Below are 15,864 nucleotides of genomic sequence, written 5' to 3'. Positions count from 1 at the left end.
CTACTCGCCGGCTCTCACCGGGCGGCTCTCACTCGGCCATCACCCTGCGGACGAACGCGTCGACGTGCTCCCGCAGAGCCTCGATGCGGGCGAGCCGGGCCGCCTCGACGTCGAAGCCGACGTAAGCGGTCGGCGGTCGCTTCCGGACGTTGGCCGAGCACTGGAACTCGGCGCACACCAGCGTGCCCAGGGTGTTGCCGTTGCGGCCGGCCTTCCCGGCGCGCTTCGCGATGAAGAAGAGCACCTCGTTGGGCAGGTGCACGTCTTCGCACCAGGAGCACTGCGGACGCGATCGGACGCGGCCCTCCGCCTGGCGCAGGAGGACGCCGACAGGCTCGCCGTCGATCTCGGCCACGACGTACCCGAGGGCGGGCAGCTTGCGGTCGCGCCAGCCGAGGTAGTCGATGTCGTCCCAGCGCACCTGCGCCAGGTCGGGGATGGTGAGCTCCTTGCGCTCGCGCTGGGACGCGTTGACGAAGGAGGAACGGAGCTGCTGCTCGGTCAATGAATGCATGAATGAACGCCTGACATGTCTGAAACCGTCATCGGTCGAGCCGATGGGGGAAGTGGTCCGCGCGCGGGCATACCGCGGCAGCGGATCGCGCGCCGTGCGCGCGAGAGATCACCGAAACGGGGTCAGAACGCTCTGACGCCGGCGCTGAGCGCGCCGACGACCTCCAGAAGCCCGTCGGCCGCGAGGGCGGCGTCAGGCTGCGAGATGAGCGGGTTCACACATCCACTCTACCGGGGGCTGTCAACAGCGAGGCGCGACAGCCGCCCGGGATCAGGCCCGGCGGAAGTGCGGGCGCGCCGCGGGCAGCCACATGAGCACGGCGGCGACGACGACGATGAGCACGACGAGCAGCCCGAGCAGGTCGCCGGTCAGGAGCGACGGGATGCCGGTGAGCAGAACTACCACGCCGATGACGGTGAGCACGATGCGCGCCCAGTTCGCTCCGCGCAGCAGGTAGATCGCGAGAAACACGCGGAGCGCGGAGCCGATGATCGCTCCGGCGACGGAGCCGGCGGCGATCCCGCCCGCGTCCGGCGCGCCGCCGAACAGGCCGGGGAGAAGGATGGCGAACGCGATCAAGCTCACCACCGTGCTGGCGATCCACAGCCAGAAGGAGGCGGTGATGACGGTCGGTGCAGTGCGGGCGGCGGCGGAGAGCGGCTGAGACACGGGATTCCTCGGGGTCGGGGACAGTACGGCGGAGCGAGGCGTCCGCCCTTCCTCAGTCATAGTCGGCAGGCGCGCCGGATCCGTCAGTCGCGGGGGAGGAACCGTACCCGACTGCTATTCGGCAGCCGCGGTGTCAGGGGTCGGCGGGACACTGGAGACTCACCAGACGTCACCAGGGAGGACGCGCCATGTCCGAGACACCGACCCCCGTCGACCCGCCCCAGCTGTACCGCAGCCCGGCCTTCGCGCAGGGGATGATCGTCCCACCGGGTCCGCTGCTCTTCGTCGGCGGCCAGAACGGGGTGGATGCGGAGGGCGCTCTGCTGGACGGCCTCGCCGCTCAGACGGAGCAGGCGCTCCGCAACCTCCTCGCCGTGCTCGAGGAGGCAGGGAGCGGGCCCGAGCAGGTCGCCAAGCTCACCATCCACCTGGCGCCCGGGATCGACCCGACCGACGCGTACGGGGCGACGCGGGCGGTGTGGGGCGACCAGCGGACCGCGGTGACGGTGCTCACCGTCGCTCCGGCGCGGCCCGGTGCGCTGGTGGAGATCGACGCGGTGGCGGCGGTTCCGCGCTAGGCGGCCACTGGTCGCTCGCTACTCGTCCCGCTCATCCGGCCCGTCGAACTCGGACAGCTCCTCGACGACCTCCTCGCCCTCGAGTCCCGTGTCGTCCCGGCCGCCGTCGTCGGCCGCTTCGTCGCCGGTCGGGCCGCGGAAGGCGCCGGTCCCTTCGTCGAGGGTGCCCTGGCCGTCGGGGTAACCGGCGTCGTCGGGGTATTCGGAGCGGTCGGTGTTCGCTGTCTCGTCCATGTGCGTCCTTCCGTGTCTGTAGGCATCATCCACCGCCCGGCACCCGCAGCACACCCCCGGGTCGTCCACTGCTCCGCTCCGCGGCGGAAACGGAGGTGCTGATCGGCGGGGCGGGTCGCGTCCCCTCCCTTTCTCGCGACACACCGGGAAGCCGACCAGTATCTCCTCCCTTTCGCGCGGCGGCGGAAAGGGAGGAGACATCAGGCGGCGCGACGGATGTCCGCCCCGGTCACGCGGCGCGTGGGTCTGGGCTAGGGTCGAGAGGTGGTGGATGGTGGTGCGGTTCCCGACGCGTCGGAGCTTCGGAGACTCGAAGAGTGTGTGAAGGAGCCGATCCGCACCCCCGGCCGGATCCAGTCGTTCGGAATGCTGCTGGTCGTCAGCGCAGCGACCTACGAGATCGTGACCGCGAGCGAGAACGCGGCGCAGTGGCTCGGCCGTTCCGTGTCCGAGCTCGGAAGTCCCACCCTGGAGTGGAGCATCGCGGCCGAGACGCACGGCGACCCGGTCCGCGTCGACCTGCAGGGCGAGCCGTACGACGCCATCACGCACCGCCTTGGCGAGCAGGTCGTCATCGAGCTGGAGCCGGCCCCGACTGCCCGGGATCTGCCGACCGCGTCCGTGGTCGGCGCGATCCGGTCGCTGGGGCTCGTCGCGAGTGCGGCGGAGCTTCGTCAGGCGGCGGCCGAGGAGGTCAAGCGGATCAGCGGGTTCGACCGCGTCATGGTCTACCGCTTCTTCGAGGACGGCCATGGCGAGGTCGCGGGGGAGGCGTCCGAGCCCGACATGGAGTCATACCGCGGCCTCCACTTTCCCGCATCCGACATCCCGCAGCAGGCGCGTTCGCTGTACCTGACGAAGCTGTCTCGCCAGATCGTGAGCACCGAGGACCCCGGCACCCCGCTCGTGTCCGTCGACGAGAACGTTCCGCCGCTCGACCTCAGCAGCGGCGAGCTCCGGGCGGTCTCGCCCCACCACCTGCAGTTCATGCGCAACATGGGCCAGGCGTCCACGGTGTCGTTCTCGCTGATCGAGGACGACCGGCTGACCGGCATGATTACCTGCGCGCACAGGACCGAGCGGCGCATGCCCATCCTGCTCCGCCGCGCGCTGGAGGTGCTCGCTACCCAGCTGACCCTGCAGCTCGCCGCCCTCGAGTCGATCGCGCGGCTGCGCCGAGACCTCACCATCCGCGAGCAGCGCGCGGCGGCGCTCGCGGGCATCCCGTCGTCCGCTGAGCCCCTGCTGACGCTGGTCGACAGCGGAGACGAGCTGTGCCGGCTGGTCGGCGCCGATGGCGCGGTGCTGGCTCTGGATGGGGTGAGCCGCAGCGTGGGCGACGTCCCGACGATCGACCGCAGCCTGCTGCTCTCCGCCGTCGGGATCGAACCGTTCCACACGAGTGAGCTGCAGCGCACCCATCCCGCACTGGCAGCGCTGATGCCCGGTTTCGCGGGACTGCTCGTCGTTCCGGTCGGCGCTCACGGTGTCCTGCTGTTCTTCCGGCATGAGGTCACGCAGGTGATCCGCTGGCTCGGCGACCAGAGCCCGGAGAACCGCGACACCCCGCTGTCACCGCGCCGGTCGTTCTCGGAGTGGCGGCAGAGCGTAGAGGGCACGGCGCTGGCGTGGGGAACCATCCCCGAGGAGGCGCGTGAACTGGGCCGCGACCTCGCCCGTGCACTCGATCGCCGGCAGGAGGCGCGACTCGCCCAGCTCGCGCTGATCGACCATCTGACAGGCCTGCACAACCGGCGCTCCCTGGAGCACCGCCTCGAGTCCGCGGTCGTGCAGGGTGACGGCGGCGTGCTGCTGTTCCTCGACCTGGACGGTTTCAAGGCCATCAATGATCGGCACGGGCACGAGACCGGGGATGCCGTCTTGCGGACGGTCGCCGAGCGCCTCACTGGGGGCAGCCGCGCCACCGACGTGATCTCCCGCCTGGCGGGCGACGAGTTCGTGGTGCTCAGCGTCGGTGTGACGCCGGAGGACGGCGAGCGGTTCGCCGCACGGCTGGTACACGAGATCGCACTGCCGATCGACACCGCGCGCGGCCCGATGACCGTGACGGCGTCGTGCGGCGTGCTGCCCATCGAGGCGGGGCTCACGGCGAAGCAGCTGCTCGACGCGGCGGATGCCGCCATGTATCGGGCGAAGAAGCAGGGCCGCAACCGCGTGTCGCTCTGACCGCGGCCAGCGCGCCCGGGTCGCCGGCGGTCGACCGCATCCACCGTCTTTCGCGGTCGTGCGCGAGTCCGCCACGATGGCGATTGCGCATGGTGGGGGATACGGGATCCGTGCGCAGAGGTGCCCGATGCTTCCGTCGCAACGGGCACCTCGCCACGTCCGCCCGGCGGCGGTCCGCGGTATCGTCGGCGCATGCCCGACCCGATGCATTTCGATCGGCACGCCGACCTGTACGACCGCGCTCGGCCGCCGTATCCGGCTGCGCTGTGGGAGCGGCTCGCTGAGCTCGGGCTGCTGGTTGCCGGCGCGCGGGCACTCGATCTGGGCGCCGGGAGCGGGCAGGCGACCCGAGGGTTGGTGGAGGCGGGGATGGAGGTGACCGCCGTCGAGCCGGGCCCGGCGCTGGCGGCACGGCTCGCCGAACGGTTTCCGGATGTGCGGGTGATCGCGGCGACGGCGGAGGAGGCGGACCTGCCCACCGCATCCTTCACCCTCGCGACGATCGCGACCGCGGTGCACTGGTTCGACCTCGGTGTGGTCCTGCCGAAGCTGCACTCGGCACTGGTGCCGGGAGCACACCTGACGGTCTGGCGGAACGCCTACGGGGACGCTGCCGTGGCGCCGACGCCGTTCCGTGAGCGGGTGCAGGCGATCGTCGACCGGCGGGATGCGCCGCCCCGGCCCGGACCGGACGAGTCGCAGACGGCGAAGTGGGCCCGGCTGCTGGAGTCCGGCGGGTACTTCCGTGCGTCGCATGTGGCCGAGTTCGCGTGGGCCATCGATCTCGATGAGGACGGGGTGCGCGGGCTGTTCACGACGTTCAGCGATTGGTCTGAGGCGGAGGCCGAGGAGGCCGCTCGCGCGGTCCGCGACCTCGGCGGGACGGTGACCGAGCACTACCGGACACCCCTCATCCTCCTCGACCGCGTCGGGTGAGGCCGCTCGCATCCCTGCGCCCGTGTCGATTTCCGGCGTGTTCGTTCGACGCCTGGTCAGAAGATGTTCCGACAACAGGAAGGCATGACCGATGAGCCAGTTCATCATTCTCATCCAGGGCGACGCGGACCGATGGAAGGCGATGTCCGCTGACGAGCGCGCGGAGATCGACTCCGCCCACCGCGAGTTCTGGCAGAAGGCAGGGGATGCCGTGGTCGCGTCCGGCGAGCTGCAGGGGCCGGAGACCGCGGTGACCGTCCGGCGCGGTGACGACGGGGAGCCGATCGCGGTCGACGGCCCGTTCACCGAGGCGAAGGAGGTCGTCGGCGGCTTCTACGTCATCGACGTGCCCGACCGGGACGCGGCGGTCGCTCTGGCGTCGGGTCTCGCCGAGGCCCGGCACGACCACAGCGGGGTGCAGGTGCAGCCGCTGGTCGACCACAGCGCGGGCTGAACGCCGCGCGCGCTGCGCAACACAGGGGAGAGGGTTTCCCGGGATGCCGTTCCGTTTCGCGTCGGGTTGAGACGTTTTCGCTGAGAATTCGTATCCGCGTCGGTCCGGCATCCCCGGGCCTCGACAACGCTAACCCGCGGGCCGTCGAGTCCTCAATTCGGAGGACAGAAACCGTCAAGAGTTGACGGGGGGCGTGTCCCCCGTCACACGGTAGAAGCCCCAGAACCGGTCGTCGGTATCCGCTGCGGTGTCCGTTACGCCGGTTTCTGCTGCCGACGACGGTATCGGGGTCGAGTGGAGAGAATCGAGTCTCCGTTGCACCCGTTCCTCCGCCCATTCATCGATCGAGGGGTCCGCGGAACACTCCGTGTACACATCGATTCCTACCTGCTCCGTCGTGGCGGTGAGACCGTAAAAGACCCCGTCGGAGCGCTCCGCGCGGATCGCGATGTCCATCCAGCCTTTCCCGTCAGCCCAGTCGACGGTTCTGGTCACGGTGAAGCCTTGGCTCTCCCAATACGCGGAGAGGGTGTCCGCGATCGGATGAGGATCACGCTCGAACGCGACATGGGTAACCACGGCTCGGACCTGAGAAGCGTCATCCGAGGCGGTAGTGGCGCACGGTGCCAGGCCTACCTCTTCGGCCGCCGGGTCCCATGGCTTCTTGTCCTGCATGGGTCCGCGGAACCAGCCCTCGGTGTGCCCGGTGGCCGCGATCGCGGCGTTGGTGAGGTCCTCCCACTGGGTCAGCAACTGCGTGATGGTCTTCTCCGGACCATCCGGGCTGTGCGGGACAGGATCACGCAGAGCCGGAACAGACATACATCCTCCTAACAACGACACGGCCACGACCAGCACGACCGCGACACAGTGCTTCTTCACGGCCCAACCTACGATCGCACTCACGAGGTGGCTCATCAGGAGTGCCTCATTTCGCCTTCAACTCTCCAGGGCTGGCCGCTCGCGATGAAGGCGGCGTGGTCTGTATCCGTAGACACCCGGGTCCTCGATTCGGTGGACGGAAACCGTCAAGAGTTGGCGGGGACCTGTTTGCGCTGTCACGCGTCAGAATCCCCAGAACCGGTCGTCGATATCCGCTGCGGTGTCCGCGATGCCGGTTTCTGCAGCCGATGACGGGGTTGGTGTCGAGTAGAGAGAATCGAGTCTCCGTTGCACCCGTTCCTCCGCCCACTCATGGATTGAGGGGTCCGCGGAACACTCCGTCAGTACGTCGATTCCTACCTGTTCCGTGGTGGCGGTGAGACCGTAAAAGACCCCGTCAGACCGCTCCGCGCGGACCTCAACGCTTGTCTTGCCCGAGGGGGAGGTCCAGTCAATGGTTCGGGTGACGGTGAAGCCTTGGCTCTCCCAGTAGGCGGTGAGCTTATCCGCGATGGGATGCGGATCATGCTCGAATGCGACGTGGGTAACGATCGCTGAAACCTGGGAAGCGTCGTCCGATGTTGTTGTGGCGCACGGTGCCAGGCCTACCTCTTCGGCGGCCGGGTCCCATGGCTTCTTGTCCTGCATGGGTCCGCGGAACCAGCCCTCGGTGTGCCCGGTGGCCGCGATGGCGGCGTTGGTGAGGTCCTCCCACTGGGTCAGCAACTGCGTGATGGTCTTCTCCGGACCATTCGGGGTGTGCGGGACAGGGTCACGCAGAGCGGGAACAGACATACATCCTCCTAACAACGACACGGCCACGACCAGCACGACCGCGACACAGTGCTTCTTCACGGCCCGACCTACGATCGCACTCACGAGGTGGCTCATCCGGTCGGCCTCAAGCCGCCCACGACTTCTCCGGGCAACCCGATCGTCGTATAGGCGGCGTTGTACAGCGACTCTGTCTTCGGATCGAGGTATCCGTGGCCGACGGGTGCTGTCCCGTTCATCAGGTTCGGGTCGTTCTCGGCCGGGGTCCCGCCCAGTGCACTATGACCCTTGGTCGGTTTGAGCACGTCACCGCCGGGGAGGACGGCGCCTTCGGAGGAGAACGATTGCGCGCCGCCCATGACTTTGGGCGGCATCACCAATACCGCGTTCGCGGCGGCGGCTGCCGGAGAGAAGGCCGCTTCCGGGTTCGGTTCGGCGCGACCTCCGACCGTCGACCCGAAGGGGGCGAGATAGTCCAAGGCGGCCGCCGTCGTGTAGATGGCAGCAGAACCACTTGCTTGTTTCACGTGTAGGTCGGACAGCGACGTCACCACCTGCGTGTCGATTCCGGCGGAGCCGAGCATGGTGAAGGAATCGACCGGATGTTTGGTGTGGGTCAACGCATCCGCCGCCATCGTCGTGCCATACGAATGTGCCACCACCGACACGTAGGCAGGTTTGGCAGTGCGGGCGGCGCAGGTGCCATCCAGTTCCGCTGCGAACCGCCATGAGCCGTTCTGCGCTGCCGCCGGATTGTTCACTGTTACCAGGTCCGGCGTGTCATACCCCAACCAGGCCACAACCCCATGCGTGCGATCGTCGACAAGGTTCTGCTGGGTGTAGAGGTTCTTCGCGGACCGCGACCACCCCTTGGTCGCGTCGGCGGCGTCGGAGAGCATCCCCGGTGCCGCCCATGTCACGGTGTCGGCCGTGTCCAGGTCGCCGTATCCGACCGCGACCATCGGCACCGACGCGTCCAGGTTGAAGCAGATCAGCGACGCTGACGGATCGGCAAGGACGTCTCCTAGAGCGGTCAAGACCTTTCGCTGCTGAGGCGTCAGAGTGCCCGAATGGGATCGGGCTGCTTTGTAGATCTCGAGGTTGCAGCGGCCGCGGACCGCGTACGGCAGCCCGGCCAGGTTGCCCAGAACCCCGGGCACGGCCACCTCGATCGCACCCTGCGCCTCGGGGTCGAGGCCCGTCCACCATGTCGCGACCTGGTCCGGGGACGGTGGGTGCTGCCAGAACTGCTGCAGGATCGGCGGGTCGTCGGCGACCAGGGTGGCCAGTTCCTGGGGTGTCAGGCTTTTCAGCGTGTCCAGCAGGGTGGCGTTCACGCTCGCGGTCGGTGAGATCTTCGACAGCTTTCCCACCATCGACGCGAACGCCTGCAGTTCCGGCTTCGCGACGGTGGTCAGTGCGCCGTGCAACGCCGCATCCAGCGCGTCCGCGAACACCTTCTCGGCCGCGTCATACTCACGCTTCGCATCCCGGGCTCGACGCTTCGCATCCTCCAGGCGCTCCTGCGCGTCCTCCACCGCGAACCGCGCCGTCGTCAGGTCTGCGCTGGCCTCCTGCTCCCGCCGGCGGGCGGCCGACACCTCCCCGGCCGATGGTGCGCTCTTGCCCGGCGGCGGCTTCTCGGTGGAGGCGTACGCCTTCTGCACCGCACTCAGCGCCGACAGAAGGGCGGCATGCTCGGCCCCCAGTGCCGCCACCGACTCCTGCGCCAACTCGAGATCCGCCAACGCGTCCTCTGCGTCCCGCAACGCCCGATCCGCATCACTCTGCGCCAGCCCCATCGACCCCGACCACCGAGTCGCCGCCTCAACCCCCTCAGCGTGGCGTGCAGCGGCATCCGAGGCCGACGACATCAACGAACGCAACCTGTCCGAGAACACATCCGCAGCCAAACCCGACCACGACGCCGCACCCAGACGGGTATCCAGCACGTTCCTCGACACCTCCGCCTGACGATCCAACCGCTCCGACCACGTCCGAAGATGGGCGCCCAGTGCCTCCACCATCTCCCGATCACCCGGCGTCGGATCCGCCTCGAACCCGACCGGCGACCAATCCTCCGCCCTAGAACCCAACGAACTGACCCCCGCCACTCGTCAGGCACTGAGCGTCTTCGGTATCGCGCCGCTCATACGACGCGGTCGCCTGCTCCAGAGCTCCGGCCAACGTCCCGATCAGGTCATCGACGGCCGTCTGACCCGGAACCCAATACGCCTCGAATCGTCCGACGGCTCCCTCCGACACCGCCGACCCGAAACCCGTTCCTTCCGTCGCCGAGGGGCGACGGCCCATCACCGCCCCCTTCAGCGACTTCGCACCCGCCTTCAACGCGGCCGTATCGACCCCGACAGCCCTGACCATCTGCGCTCCAACATTTCAATCGGTATTTCTCGCAGACCGTATCATTCCTCCGCAACACGGCGCGGCGGCATGACCGCAATTGCGGCCGCGTCCGGAGGCCTCGCCGAGCTGTGGGTCCTCGATCAGCGGGCCGCCGCGCGGGCGGCCTGCCGTCACTAGGATCAGCCCATGGCGGCGTTCTCGGAGGCGGACCTGGCGGGCGTCCGCCGGGGTCTGCTCGCGTTCTCGTACCAGCTGCTCGGGTCGCCGTTCGAGGCCGAGGATGCGGTGCAGGATGCGCTGGAGCGGATGTGGCGCTCGCGCGACAGCTTCGACCCGGCCCGCGCATCCTTCGTCACCTGGGCCTACCGCGTCGCCCGCAACGTCTGCGTCGACCGGCTGCGGCAGACCCCTCGGCGGCCGCTTCCCCGTGACCTGACGGATCCGGGCATCGAGGTGGGCGCGCCGCTCGTGCCGGCCTTCGACGTTCCGTGGCTGCTGCCCGCGCCGACGGGCTGGGCCGGCCGTGCGGCATCCGACTCGGAGCCTGCCTCGGCGGCGGAGGAGGCGGAGGAGGTGCGGTTCGCCGTGACGGCCATGCTGCAGACGCTGTCCCCGCTCCAGCGCGGTGCGTTCGTGCTCCGCGAGGTGATCGGGCTCACCGCGGGGGAGACCGCGGCCGTGCTCGACGTCTCCGTCGCGTCGGCGAACTCGGCGCTGCAGCGGGCTCGCGCAGCGATCCGCGAAGGGACGCGGCGCGCACAGCCACTCCGCCCTGGCGTCGTCGAACATTACGCGGCCGCGATCCGGGCCGCCGATGTGAGGGCGTTGGCATCTTTGGTCGCCGACGATGTGGTGTTCGAGATGCCGCCGGTGCCGCAGTGGTCGGTCGGACGCGCACCGTTCGCCGCCTTCATGGCGCACCTGTTCGCCTGGCGCGGCACCGCGTGGGCGACCGAGCCGATCACCGCGAACGGCCAGCACGGCTTCCTCCTGTACCGGGTCACCGAGCAGGGTCGCGAGCCGCACACCGTCCAGCTCTTCGACGGGTCCGAGACCTCCCGCGGCGACGCCATCGCCAGCGTGCTCGTCTACCAGGACCCACGCCTCTTCGCCCTCTTCGCCCCCACACCCTGACCTCCACCCACAGACCCCCACCGTCGAGTACGCACAAACTGCACGCTCCGGGGCCCGCAAGCGTGCAGTTTTTGCGGACTCGACGGTGGGCGGAGAGGGCGGAGATGAGTTTGGGAGCGCTCGTTCGTATGCACGTGTGAACGCAACGAGAGCGAACAGAAGGAGACGAGCGAATGGGACGAGTGATCGTGGTGCAGTTCATCACGCTGGACGGCGTGGTGGAGGATCCGGACGGCAGCGACGGCACGCCGTTCGGCGGCTGGGCGATGCGGTTCGGGCCGCAGGGGGTCGCGGGGGACAAGTTCCGGCTGGGCAGCATCCTCGAGACCGGGACGCTGCTGTTCGGCCGCCGCACGTGGGAGCACTTCAGCACCCTCTGGCCGAACCGCGACGACCCGTTCTCGCGGGCGATGAACCGGGCGAGCAAGGCCGTGCTGGCGAGCACGCCGGTGGCGCTGGACGCGTGGTCCGGTTCGGCCGCGGTGGACGGCGGACTGGAGAGCTGGCTCGACCGGACGGTTCCGCAGCGGGATGTGGTCGTCATCGGCAGCGGATCGGTTGTCGCCGAACTGGCGCGGAAGGACGCCATCGACGAGTACCGGCTGTTGACGTTCCCGACGGCGGTCGGGGCGGGCAGGCGGCTATTCGACGCCGCCAGCCCGACCGAACTGCGGCTCGTGTCGGCCGAGCAGGTCGGCCCGGCCGTCCTATCGGTGCTCGATACACGCGGGTGATCGCCGCAATCGATCGCCCGGAGCGCCCGCCGGTTGCTAGCCTGAGCGCCGAGGCGAGGAGGTCGCAGTGGGCGTTGAGGGCATCGGCGGACTGTTCATCCGGAGCCGTGATCCGGAGGCGCGCGCGGCCTGGTACCGCGAGCATCTCGGGATCGCGGCGGGCTCGGACAGCGTGTGGGAGCAGCAGGGCGGCATGACCGTGTTCGCGCCGTTCCCGGCCGACTCCGACTACTTCGCGGCCGACCAGCCGTTCATGCTGAACCTGCGGGTCAGTGGGCTGGATGAGCTGGTCGGCTCGCTGGAGTCGGCCGGGATCGCGGTCGAGCGGAGGGCCGAGTGGGATGGCGACTACGGCCGGTTCGCCCGGCTTCACGACCCGGAGGGGCTGCCCATCGAGCTGTGGGAGGCGCCGGTCGCCGACGACGAAGCCGGCGCCTGAACGAGCCCGTCGCGAGTCAGTCCGCGGTTCCGATCTGCCAGATGTAGGGCGGAACCGTGCCGTTGACGCTCCAGTCGCCGACGATACGCGCCTTGTAGACCCAGGGGTTGTGGGAGGCGACCGTGCGCGCGTTCCGCCAGTGCCGGTCGAGGCCGGCAGCGCGGCTCACGGCCGAGGCGCCCAGCGTGTCGAACAGCCGGGTCGCGGCGAGCGGAACCGACTGGCTGAGCACGATCTGCGCCTGCGCCGAGGCGATCTCCGCCCGCACGTTGGCCTCGTCGTCCTCCGCGGTGCCGCGGCGCGACGCGGTGGCGGCGGCCGCATCGAGGGCTTCGCCCACCGAGCGGACCAGTGCTCGCGCGGTGAACGCGACCGCCGAGATCTCGCCGATCACGGCCTGCAGCTGCCCGTCGTCCTTTGCCAGCGGAGCGAGGCCGTGGCTGTACACCCGCGTGCGTGCGCGCAGCGCCTCACCCGCCTCCCGTTCGGTCGCCTGTGCGATGCCCGCCAGCACGCTGACGAGCACCCACTGGTAGAGGGCGGTCTGGTACCGGAAGCGATCGGAGAACCGGAAGACGTCGGCCGGCGAGGCCGCTGCGTCGTCGAAGACCGCGGTGCCGGTGCCGGTCAGCTGCTGGCCGAAACCGTCCCAGTCGTCGCGCACCGACACTCCCGGCTGGTCGACACGCAGGAGGACGGTCGCGTCGGTGCCGTCCGCGTCCTTCGCGGTCGCGTCGATCCAGTCGGCGTAGAGGCTGCCGGTCGTGTAGAACTTGCGGCCGTCGACGCGCGGGCCGTCGGGCGTGCGACGGATGTGCGTCCCGGAGTCCCCGAGACCCACCGAACCGGTCTCGCTCCAGGCGTTGCCGACGATCTCGCCCGCCGTGAAGCGCTCCAGCCAGGCGTCGCGTTCGGCGGAGGCGGGAGCGGTGAGCCGGTCCTCCACGAAGGCGAAGTGACCGCGGAAGATCTGCGGGAGGTTGGAGTCGGCAGCCGCCAGCTCCACCAGCACCTCGCCCAGCTGGACGAAGGTCAGGCCGGCGCCGCCGTTCTCACGCGGGACGCGCAGAGCACCGAGCCCCGCATCGGCGAGTTCGCGCACCACGCCGGTCGGCAGCTCGTGCTCGCGCTCCCGGCGCGACGCCGAGCTCCTCAGACGCTGCAGGATCGGCTCCAGCCGTTCGAGCGCTTCGGCGGCGCTCGCGGGCGCGGAGGGACGGGCGGCGGTCGTCGTGTCGGTCATGTCGCTCCGATCAGGTGTACAGGGAGATGGGCTGCAGGTCGCCGTTGACGTAGTACGCGCCGACCTCGAGCTTCTTGTAGTCGACCGGGTCGTGCAGGGTGTGCGTGCGCACATTCCGCCACCACAGGTCGAGCCCGACGGAGGCGCGAGCCGAGCTGGATCCGGTGACTTCGAACACGCGCGTGGTCACTTCGATCGACACCTCGGTGGAGACGACCTTCAGTCGGGCGATCCGCTGGGCGAGCCGGCCGCGGTCCTCCGCGGTGACGTCCTCGCCCTTGTCGACGACGGCGTCGAACTCGCGGCCGACCGCGTCGGCGAGGGCCTCGACGGCCTCGACCCGCGACAGCAGCTCGCCGAAGACGCGCAGCACGAAGGGGTCCTCGGCATACCGGTCGACGCCGGAGAGGAACCACGAGTTCGTGCGGGCGAGGGTGAGCTCGCGCGCTTTGGCGAGCGCGCCCTCCGCGATCCCGAGGTACAGGTTGCCGAAGGCGAGCTGGATGCCCGGGGTGATCAGCGTCGAGAACGGCTCGTCGCTCAGTTCGCCCAGGATGTCGGACTCGTCCACGGCGACGCTGTCGAAGGTGACCGAGCCGCTCGCCGACAGCCGCTGGCCGAGCGCATCCCAGTCGCCGTGATAGCGGATGCCCGCGCGGTCGTGGTCGAGGAGCACGAACACCGGGGTGCCCGCCCGCGCGCCGCCCGCGACGGTCGCGGCCGCCAGCACGATGTCGCCGGCGGAGGCGCCGGTCGAGAACCGCTTGGTGCCGTCGAGGCGGTAGCGTCCGTCGCCCAGGTCGGTGAGCGTGAGGTCCGGATCGACCGGGTTGACCGAGTCGCCCCAGACCCAGCGGCCGTCGATCGTTCGGCGGTACAGGTCCGGCTGGCGCTCCGGGGCGACGGCGAAGCCGATGTTGCCGGAGTTGATGTAGTGATAGGCGAGCACCTGCGCGACCGAGGCGTCGGCACGCGACAGGATGCGGATCACCCGGAAGGCCGTCTCCCAGTGCGCACCGCCTCCGCCGAACTCCGCCGGGTCGAGCAGGTTGACGAGGCCGGCGTCGCGCAGCAGCTCCAGCTCGGCGGTCGGATCCTGGTTCGCCCGGTCACGTTCCAGGGCGTCGACGGCCAGCCGGTCGGCGGCCTCGGTGGCGACGGCCTCCCAGTGCGCGAGCTCGGCGGCGTCGGCCTGTCCGGTCCAATAGCTGCGGGTCATGCTGCTCCTTCGGTCACGGGCTCGCGGCGGTCCGCGGCGCTCGGGCGTCCGCGGTACGCACCGCGGTAGGCGTGCGCGGGGTGCCAGGCAGGCACGACGGCGTCGCCGGTGCCGTTCAGACGTCCCCGCAGGGTCGTCCCGGGCTGCTGGTCGAGGCGGCCGCGGGCGCGCAGTTCGGGCACCACCAGCTCGACGAACTCCTCGAAGCTCCCCGGGGTGACCACGTACGCGAGGTTGAATCCGTCGATGCCGCCCACCTCGATCCAGCGCTCCAGCTCGTCGGCGACGGTGGTCGGACTTCCGACGATCACCGGGCCGATCCCGCCGATGCCGACGTACTCGGCGATGTCGCGGGCCGTCCACTGGCGGTTCGGGTCGGCCGTGGTGAAGATCGACAGGGCCGACCGTGCGGCGTCGGTGTCGATGTACTGCAGCGGCTCGTCGAGCGGCAGCTGCGACAGGTCGAGCCCGGACCAGCCGCCGTAGAGCGCGAACGCCCCCTCGGTCGAGACGTAAGTGCGGTACTCGTCGAGCTTGGCCTGCGCCTCCTCGTCGGTCGGCGCGACGATCACCGTCGCCAGAGTCAGGATCTTGACCGTCTCAGCCGGTCGGCCGATCGCGGCGGCACGGGCACGGATGTCGTCCGTCGCCTTGCGCGTGAGCTCGGGCGTGAGGCCGTTGATGAAGATGGCCTCGCCGTGCTTCGCCGCGAACTCCCGGCCCTTCGGCGACGCGCCGGCCTGGAAGACGACAGGCGTACGCTGCGGGCTCGGCTCGCTCAGGTGGATGCCGGGCACCCGGTAGTGCTCGCCGTCGTGCTCGATCGGGTGCACGAGTGCCGGGTCGGTGAAGACGCCGGTCTCGCGGTCGCGCAGGACCGCGCCGTCCTCCCACGACCCCTCCCACAGCTTGTACGTGACGTCGAGGAACTCCTCGGCGATCCCGTACCGGTCGTCGTGGGCGATCTGCTTGCGCAGCCCCAGGTTGCGGGCGGCGGAGTCGAGGTACGAGGTGACGACGTTCCAGCCGATCCGGCCCTTGGTCAGGTGGTCGAGCGTCGAGAACCGGCGCGCGAGCAGGTAGGGCTGCTCGTACGTGGTCGCGACGGTCACGCCGAAGCCGAGACGCTCGGTCACCGCGGCCATCGCGCTGATCTGCACGACCGGGTCGCCCAGCGGGACCTGCGCAGCATCGAGCAGCGCCGGGGCGGCGGAGTCGCGGTAGACGTCGTACACCCCGAGCACGTCGGCGAGGAAGAGGGCGTCGAACCCGCCGCGCTCGAGCGTCCGGGCCAGAGAGGTCCAGTAGTCGAGGTCGGTGTAGCGGTGCGCCTGGTTGTCGGGATGACGCCAGAGTCCGGGTGCCTGGTGGGTGACGCAGCTCATATCGAACGCGTTGAGGATGATTCGGTCGGCCATAGGTGCGGAACGCTAGCGGCTCCCGCGCCCGCGGGCCAGCGCATGTGACGCCAGATTGCGTCGGCGTAGCACAGCGTCACACTCG

16 protein-coding genes are annotated in these 15,864 nt (G+C 69.8%); 7 read left to right on the top strand and 9 right to left on the bottom strand.

Going from position 1 to position 15,864, the window contains the following annotated elements; genetic code table 11:
- Positions 1-28: 28 nt before the first annotated feature.
- Positions 29-514: an FBP domain-containing protein gene (locus tag H284_RS0100585; RefSeq protein WP_020074780.1), complete on the bottom strand. Its 486-nt coding sequence runs from the start codon at positions 512-514 to the stop codon at positions 29-31.
- A 270-nt stretch (positions 515-784) separates the two neighbouring features.
- Positions 785-1,183, bottom strand: coding sequence for a hypothetical protein (locus H284_RS0100575; RefSeq protein WP_020074778.1), 399 nt, complete (start codon positions 1,181-1,183; stop codon positions 785-787).
- A 188-nt stretch (positions 1,184-1,371) separates the two neighbouring features.
- On the opposite strand from H284_RS0100575, the gene H284_RS0100570 reads away from it, so the two are divergent.
- Complete coding sequence (locus tag H284_RS0100570) at positions 1,372-1,761, top strand: RidA family protein (protein ID WP_020074777.1); 390 nt, start codon at positions 1,372-1,374, stop codon at positions 1,759-1,761.
- A gap of 18 nt (positions 1,762-1,779) precedes the next feature.
- Here H284_RS0100570 and H284_RS0100565 read toward each other — a convergent pair whose 3' ends face one another.
- The gene (locus H284_RS0100565) at positions 1,780-1,995 is read right to left on the bottom strand and encodes a hypothetical protein (RefSeq protein WP_018190982.1); all 216 of its coding nucleotides are present in this window, start codon (positions 1,993-1,995) and stop codon (positions 1,780-1,782) included.
- A 321-nt stretch (positions 1,996-2,316) separates the two neighbouring features.
- Here H284_RS0100565 and H284_RS0100560 point away from each other — a divergent pair, with 321 nt between their 5' ends.
- The 3 genes from H284_RS0100560 to H284_RS0100550 all read left to right on the top strand — a co-directional run bounded on the left by H284_RS0100560 (position 2,317) and on the right by H284_RS0100550 (position 5,572).
- Positions 2,317-4,182 carry a sensor domain-containing diguanylate cyclase gene (locus tag H284_RS0100560; RefSeq protein ID WP_020074776.1) on the top strand — a complete coding sequence of 622 codons (1,866 nt, stop codon included), beginning with the start codon at positions 2,317-2,319 and terminating at the stop codon, positions 4,180-4,182.
- Positions 4,183-4,374: 192 nt separating this feature from the next.
- Positions 4,375-5,118 (top strand): class I SAM-dependent methyltransferase, encoded by a 744-nt coding sequence (locus H284_RS0100555; RefSeq protein WP_020074775.1) that lies wholly within the window; start codon positions 4,375-4,377, stop codon positions 5,116-5,118.
- Between the two features lie 91 nt (positions 5,119-5,209).
- Positions 5,210-5,572, top strand: coding sequence for a YciI family protein (locus H284_RS0100550; protein WP_018190985.1), 363 nt, complete (start codon positions 5,210-5,212; stop codon positions 5,570-5,572).
- 174 nt (positions 5,573-5,746) lie between these two features.
- On the opposite strand, the gene H284_RS19830 is transcribed toward H284_RS0100550, so the two are convergent.
- The 3 genes from H284_RS19830 to H284_RS0100535 form a co-directional block, all read right to left on the bottom strand.
- Positions 5,747-6,490 (bottom strand): hypothetical protein, encoded by a 744-nt coding sequence (locus tag H284_RS19830; RefSeq protein WP_020074774.1) that lies wholly within the window; start codon positions 6,488-6,490, stop codon positions 5,747-5,749.
- A gap of 147 nt (positions 6,491-6,637) precedes the next feature.
- Positions 6,638-7,345: a hypothetical protein gene (locus tag H284_RS0100540; RefSeq protein WP_231371031.1), complete on the bottom strand. Its 708-nt coding sequence runs from the start codon at positions 7,343-7,345 to the stop codon at positions 6,638-6,640.
- A complete protein-coding gene (locus H284_RS0100535; protein WP_231371030.1) occupies positions 7,342-9,255 on the bottom strand; it encodes an alpha/beta hydrolase in 1,914 nt (637 codons plus the stop codon). The genes H284_RS0100540 and H284_RS0100535 overlap by 4 nt, the downstream gene beginning before the upstream one ends.
- A 523-nt stretch (positions 9,256-9,778) precedes the next feature.
- Here H284_RS0100535 and H284_RS0100525 point away from each other — a divergent pair.
- The 3 genes from H284_RS0100525 to H284_RS0100515 all read left to right on the top strand — a co-directional run bounded on the left by H284_RS0100525 (position 9,779) and on the right by H284_RS0100515 (position 11,899).
- Positions 9,779-10,726 carry an RNA polymerase subunit sigma-70 gene (locus tag H284_RS0100525; RefSeq protein WP_020074770.1) on the top strand — a complete coding sequence of 316 codons (948 nt, stop codon included), beginning with the start codon at positions 9,779-9,781 and terminating at the stop codon, positions 10,724-10,726.
- Positions 10,727-10,899: 173 nt separating this feature from the next.
- Positions 10,900-11,460, top strand: coding sequence for a dihydrofolate reductase family protein (locus H284_RS0100520; RefSeq protein WP_020074769.1), 561 nt, complete (start codon positions 10,900-10,902; stop codon positions 11,458-11,460).
- Positions 11,461-11,527: 67 nt separating this feature from the next.
- Entirely contained in the window at positions 11,528-11,899 is a 372-nt protein-coding gene (locus tag H284_RS0100515) for a VOC family protein (RefSeq protein ID WP_020074768.1), read from the top strand.
- A 16-nt stretch (positions 11,900-11,915) separates the two neighbouring features.
- Here the strand turns inward: H284_RS0100515 and H284_RS0100510 are convergent, their stop codons facing one another.
- Genes H284_RS0100510 through H284_RS0100500 form a run of 3 tightly spaced genes read right to left on the bottom strand, consistent with a single transcriptional unit; the run spans position 11,916 to position 15,779 of the window.
- Positions 11,916-13,142 (bottom strand): acyl-CoA dehydrogenase family protein, encoded by a 1,227-nt coding sequence (locus H284_RS0100510; RefSeq protein ID WP_020074767.1) that lies wholly within the window; start codon positions 13,140-13,142, stop codon positions 11,916-11,918.
- 10 nt (positions 13,143-13,152) lie between these two features.
- Entirely contained in the window at positions 13,153-14,361 is a 1,209-nt protein-coding gene (locus H284_RS0100505) for an acyl-CoA dehydrogenase family protein (protein ID WP_020074766.1), read from the bottom strand.
- Entirely contained in the window at positions 14,358-15,779 is a 1,422-nt protein-coding gene (locus H284_RS0100500; protein ID WP_020074765.1) for an LLM class flavin-dependent oxidoreductase, read from the bottom strand. The genes H284_RS0100505 and H284_RS0100500 overlap by 4 nt, the downstream gene beginning before the upstream one ends.
- Positions 15,780-15,864: the final 85 nt, after the last annotated feature.

The sequence above is a fragment of the Cryocola sp. 340MFSha3.1 genome, from assembly GCF_000383315.1.
In the GTDB taxonomy this organism is placed as follows: domain Bacteria; phylum Actinomycetota; class Actinomycetes; order Actinomycetales; family Microbacteriaceae; genus Leifsonia.
Note: the sequence above shows the minus strand (reverse complement) of the source record. Positions and strands in the feature narration are given on the sequence as shown.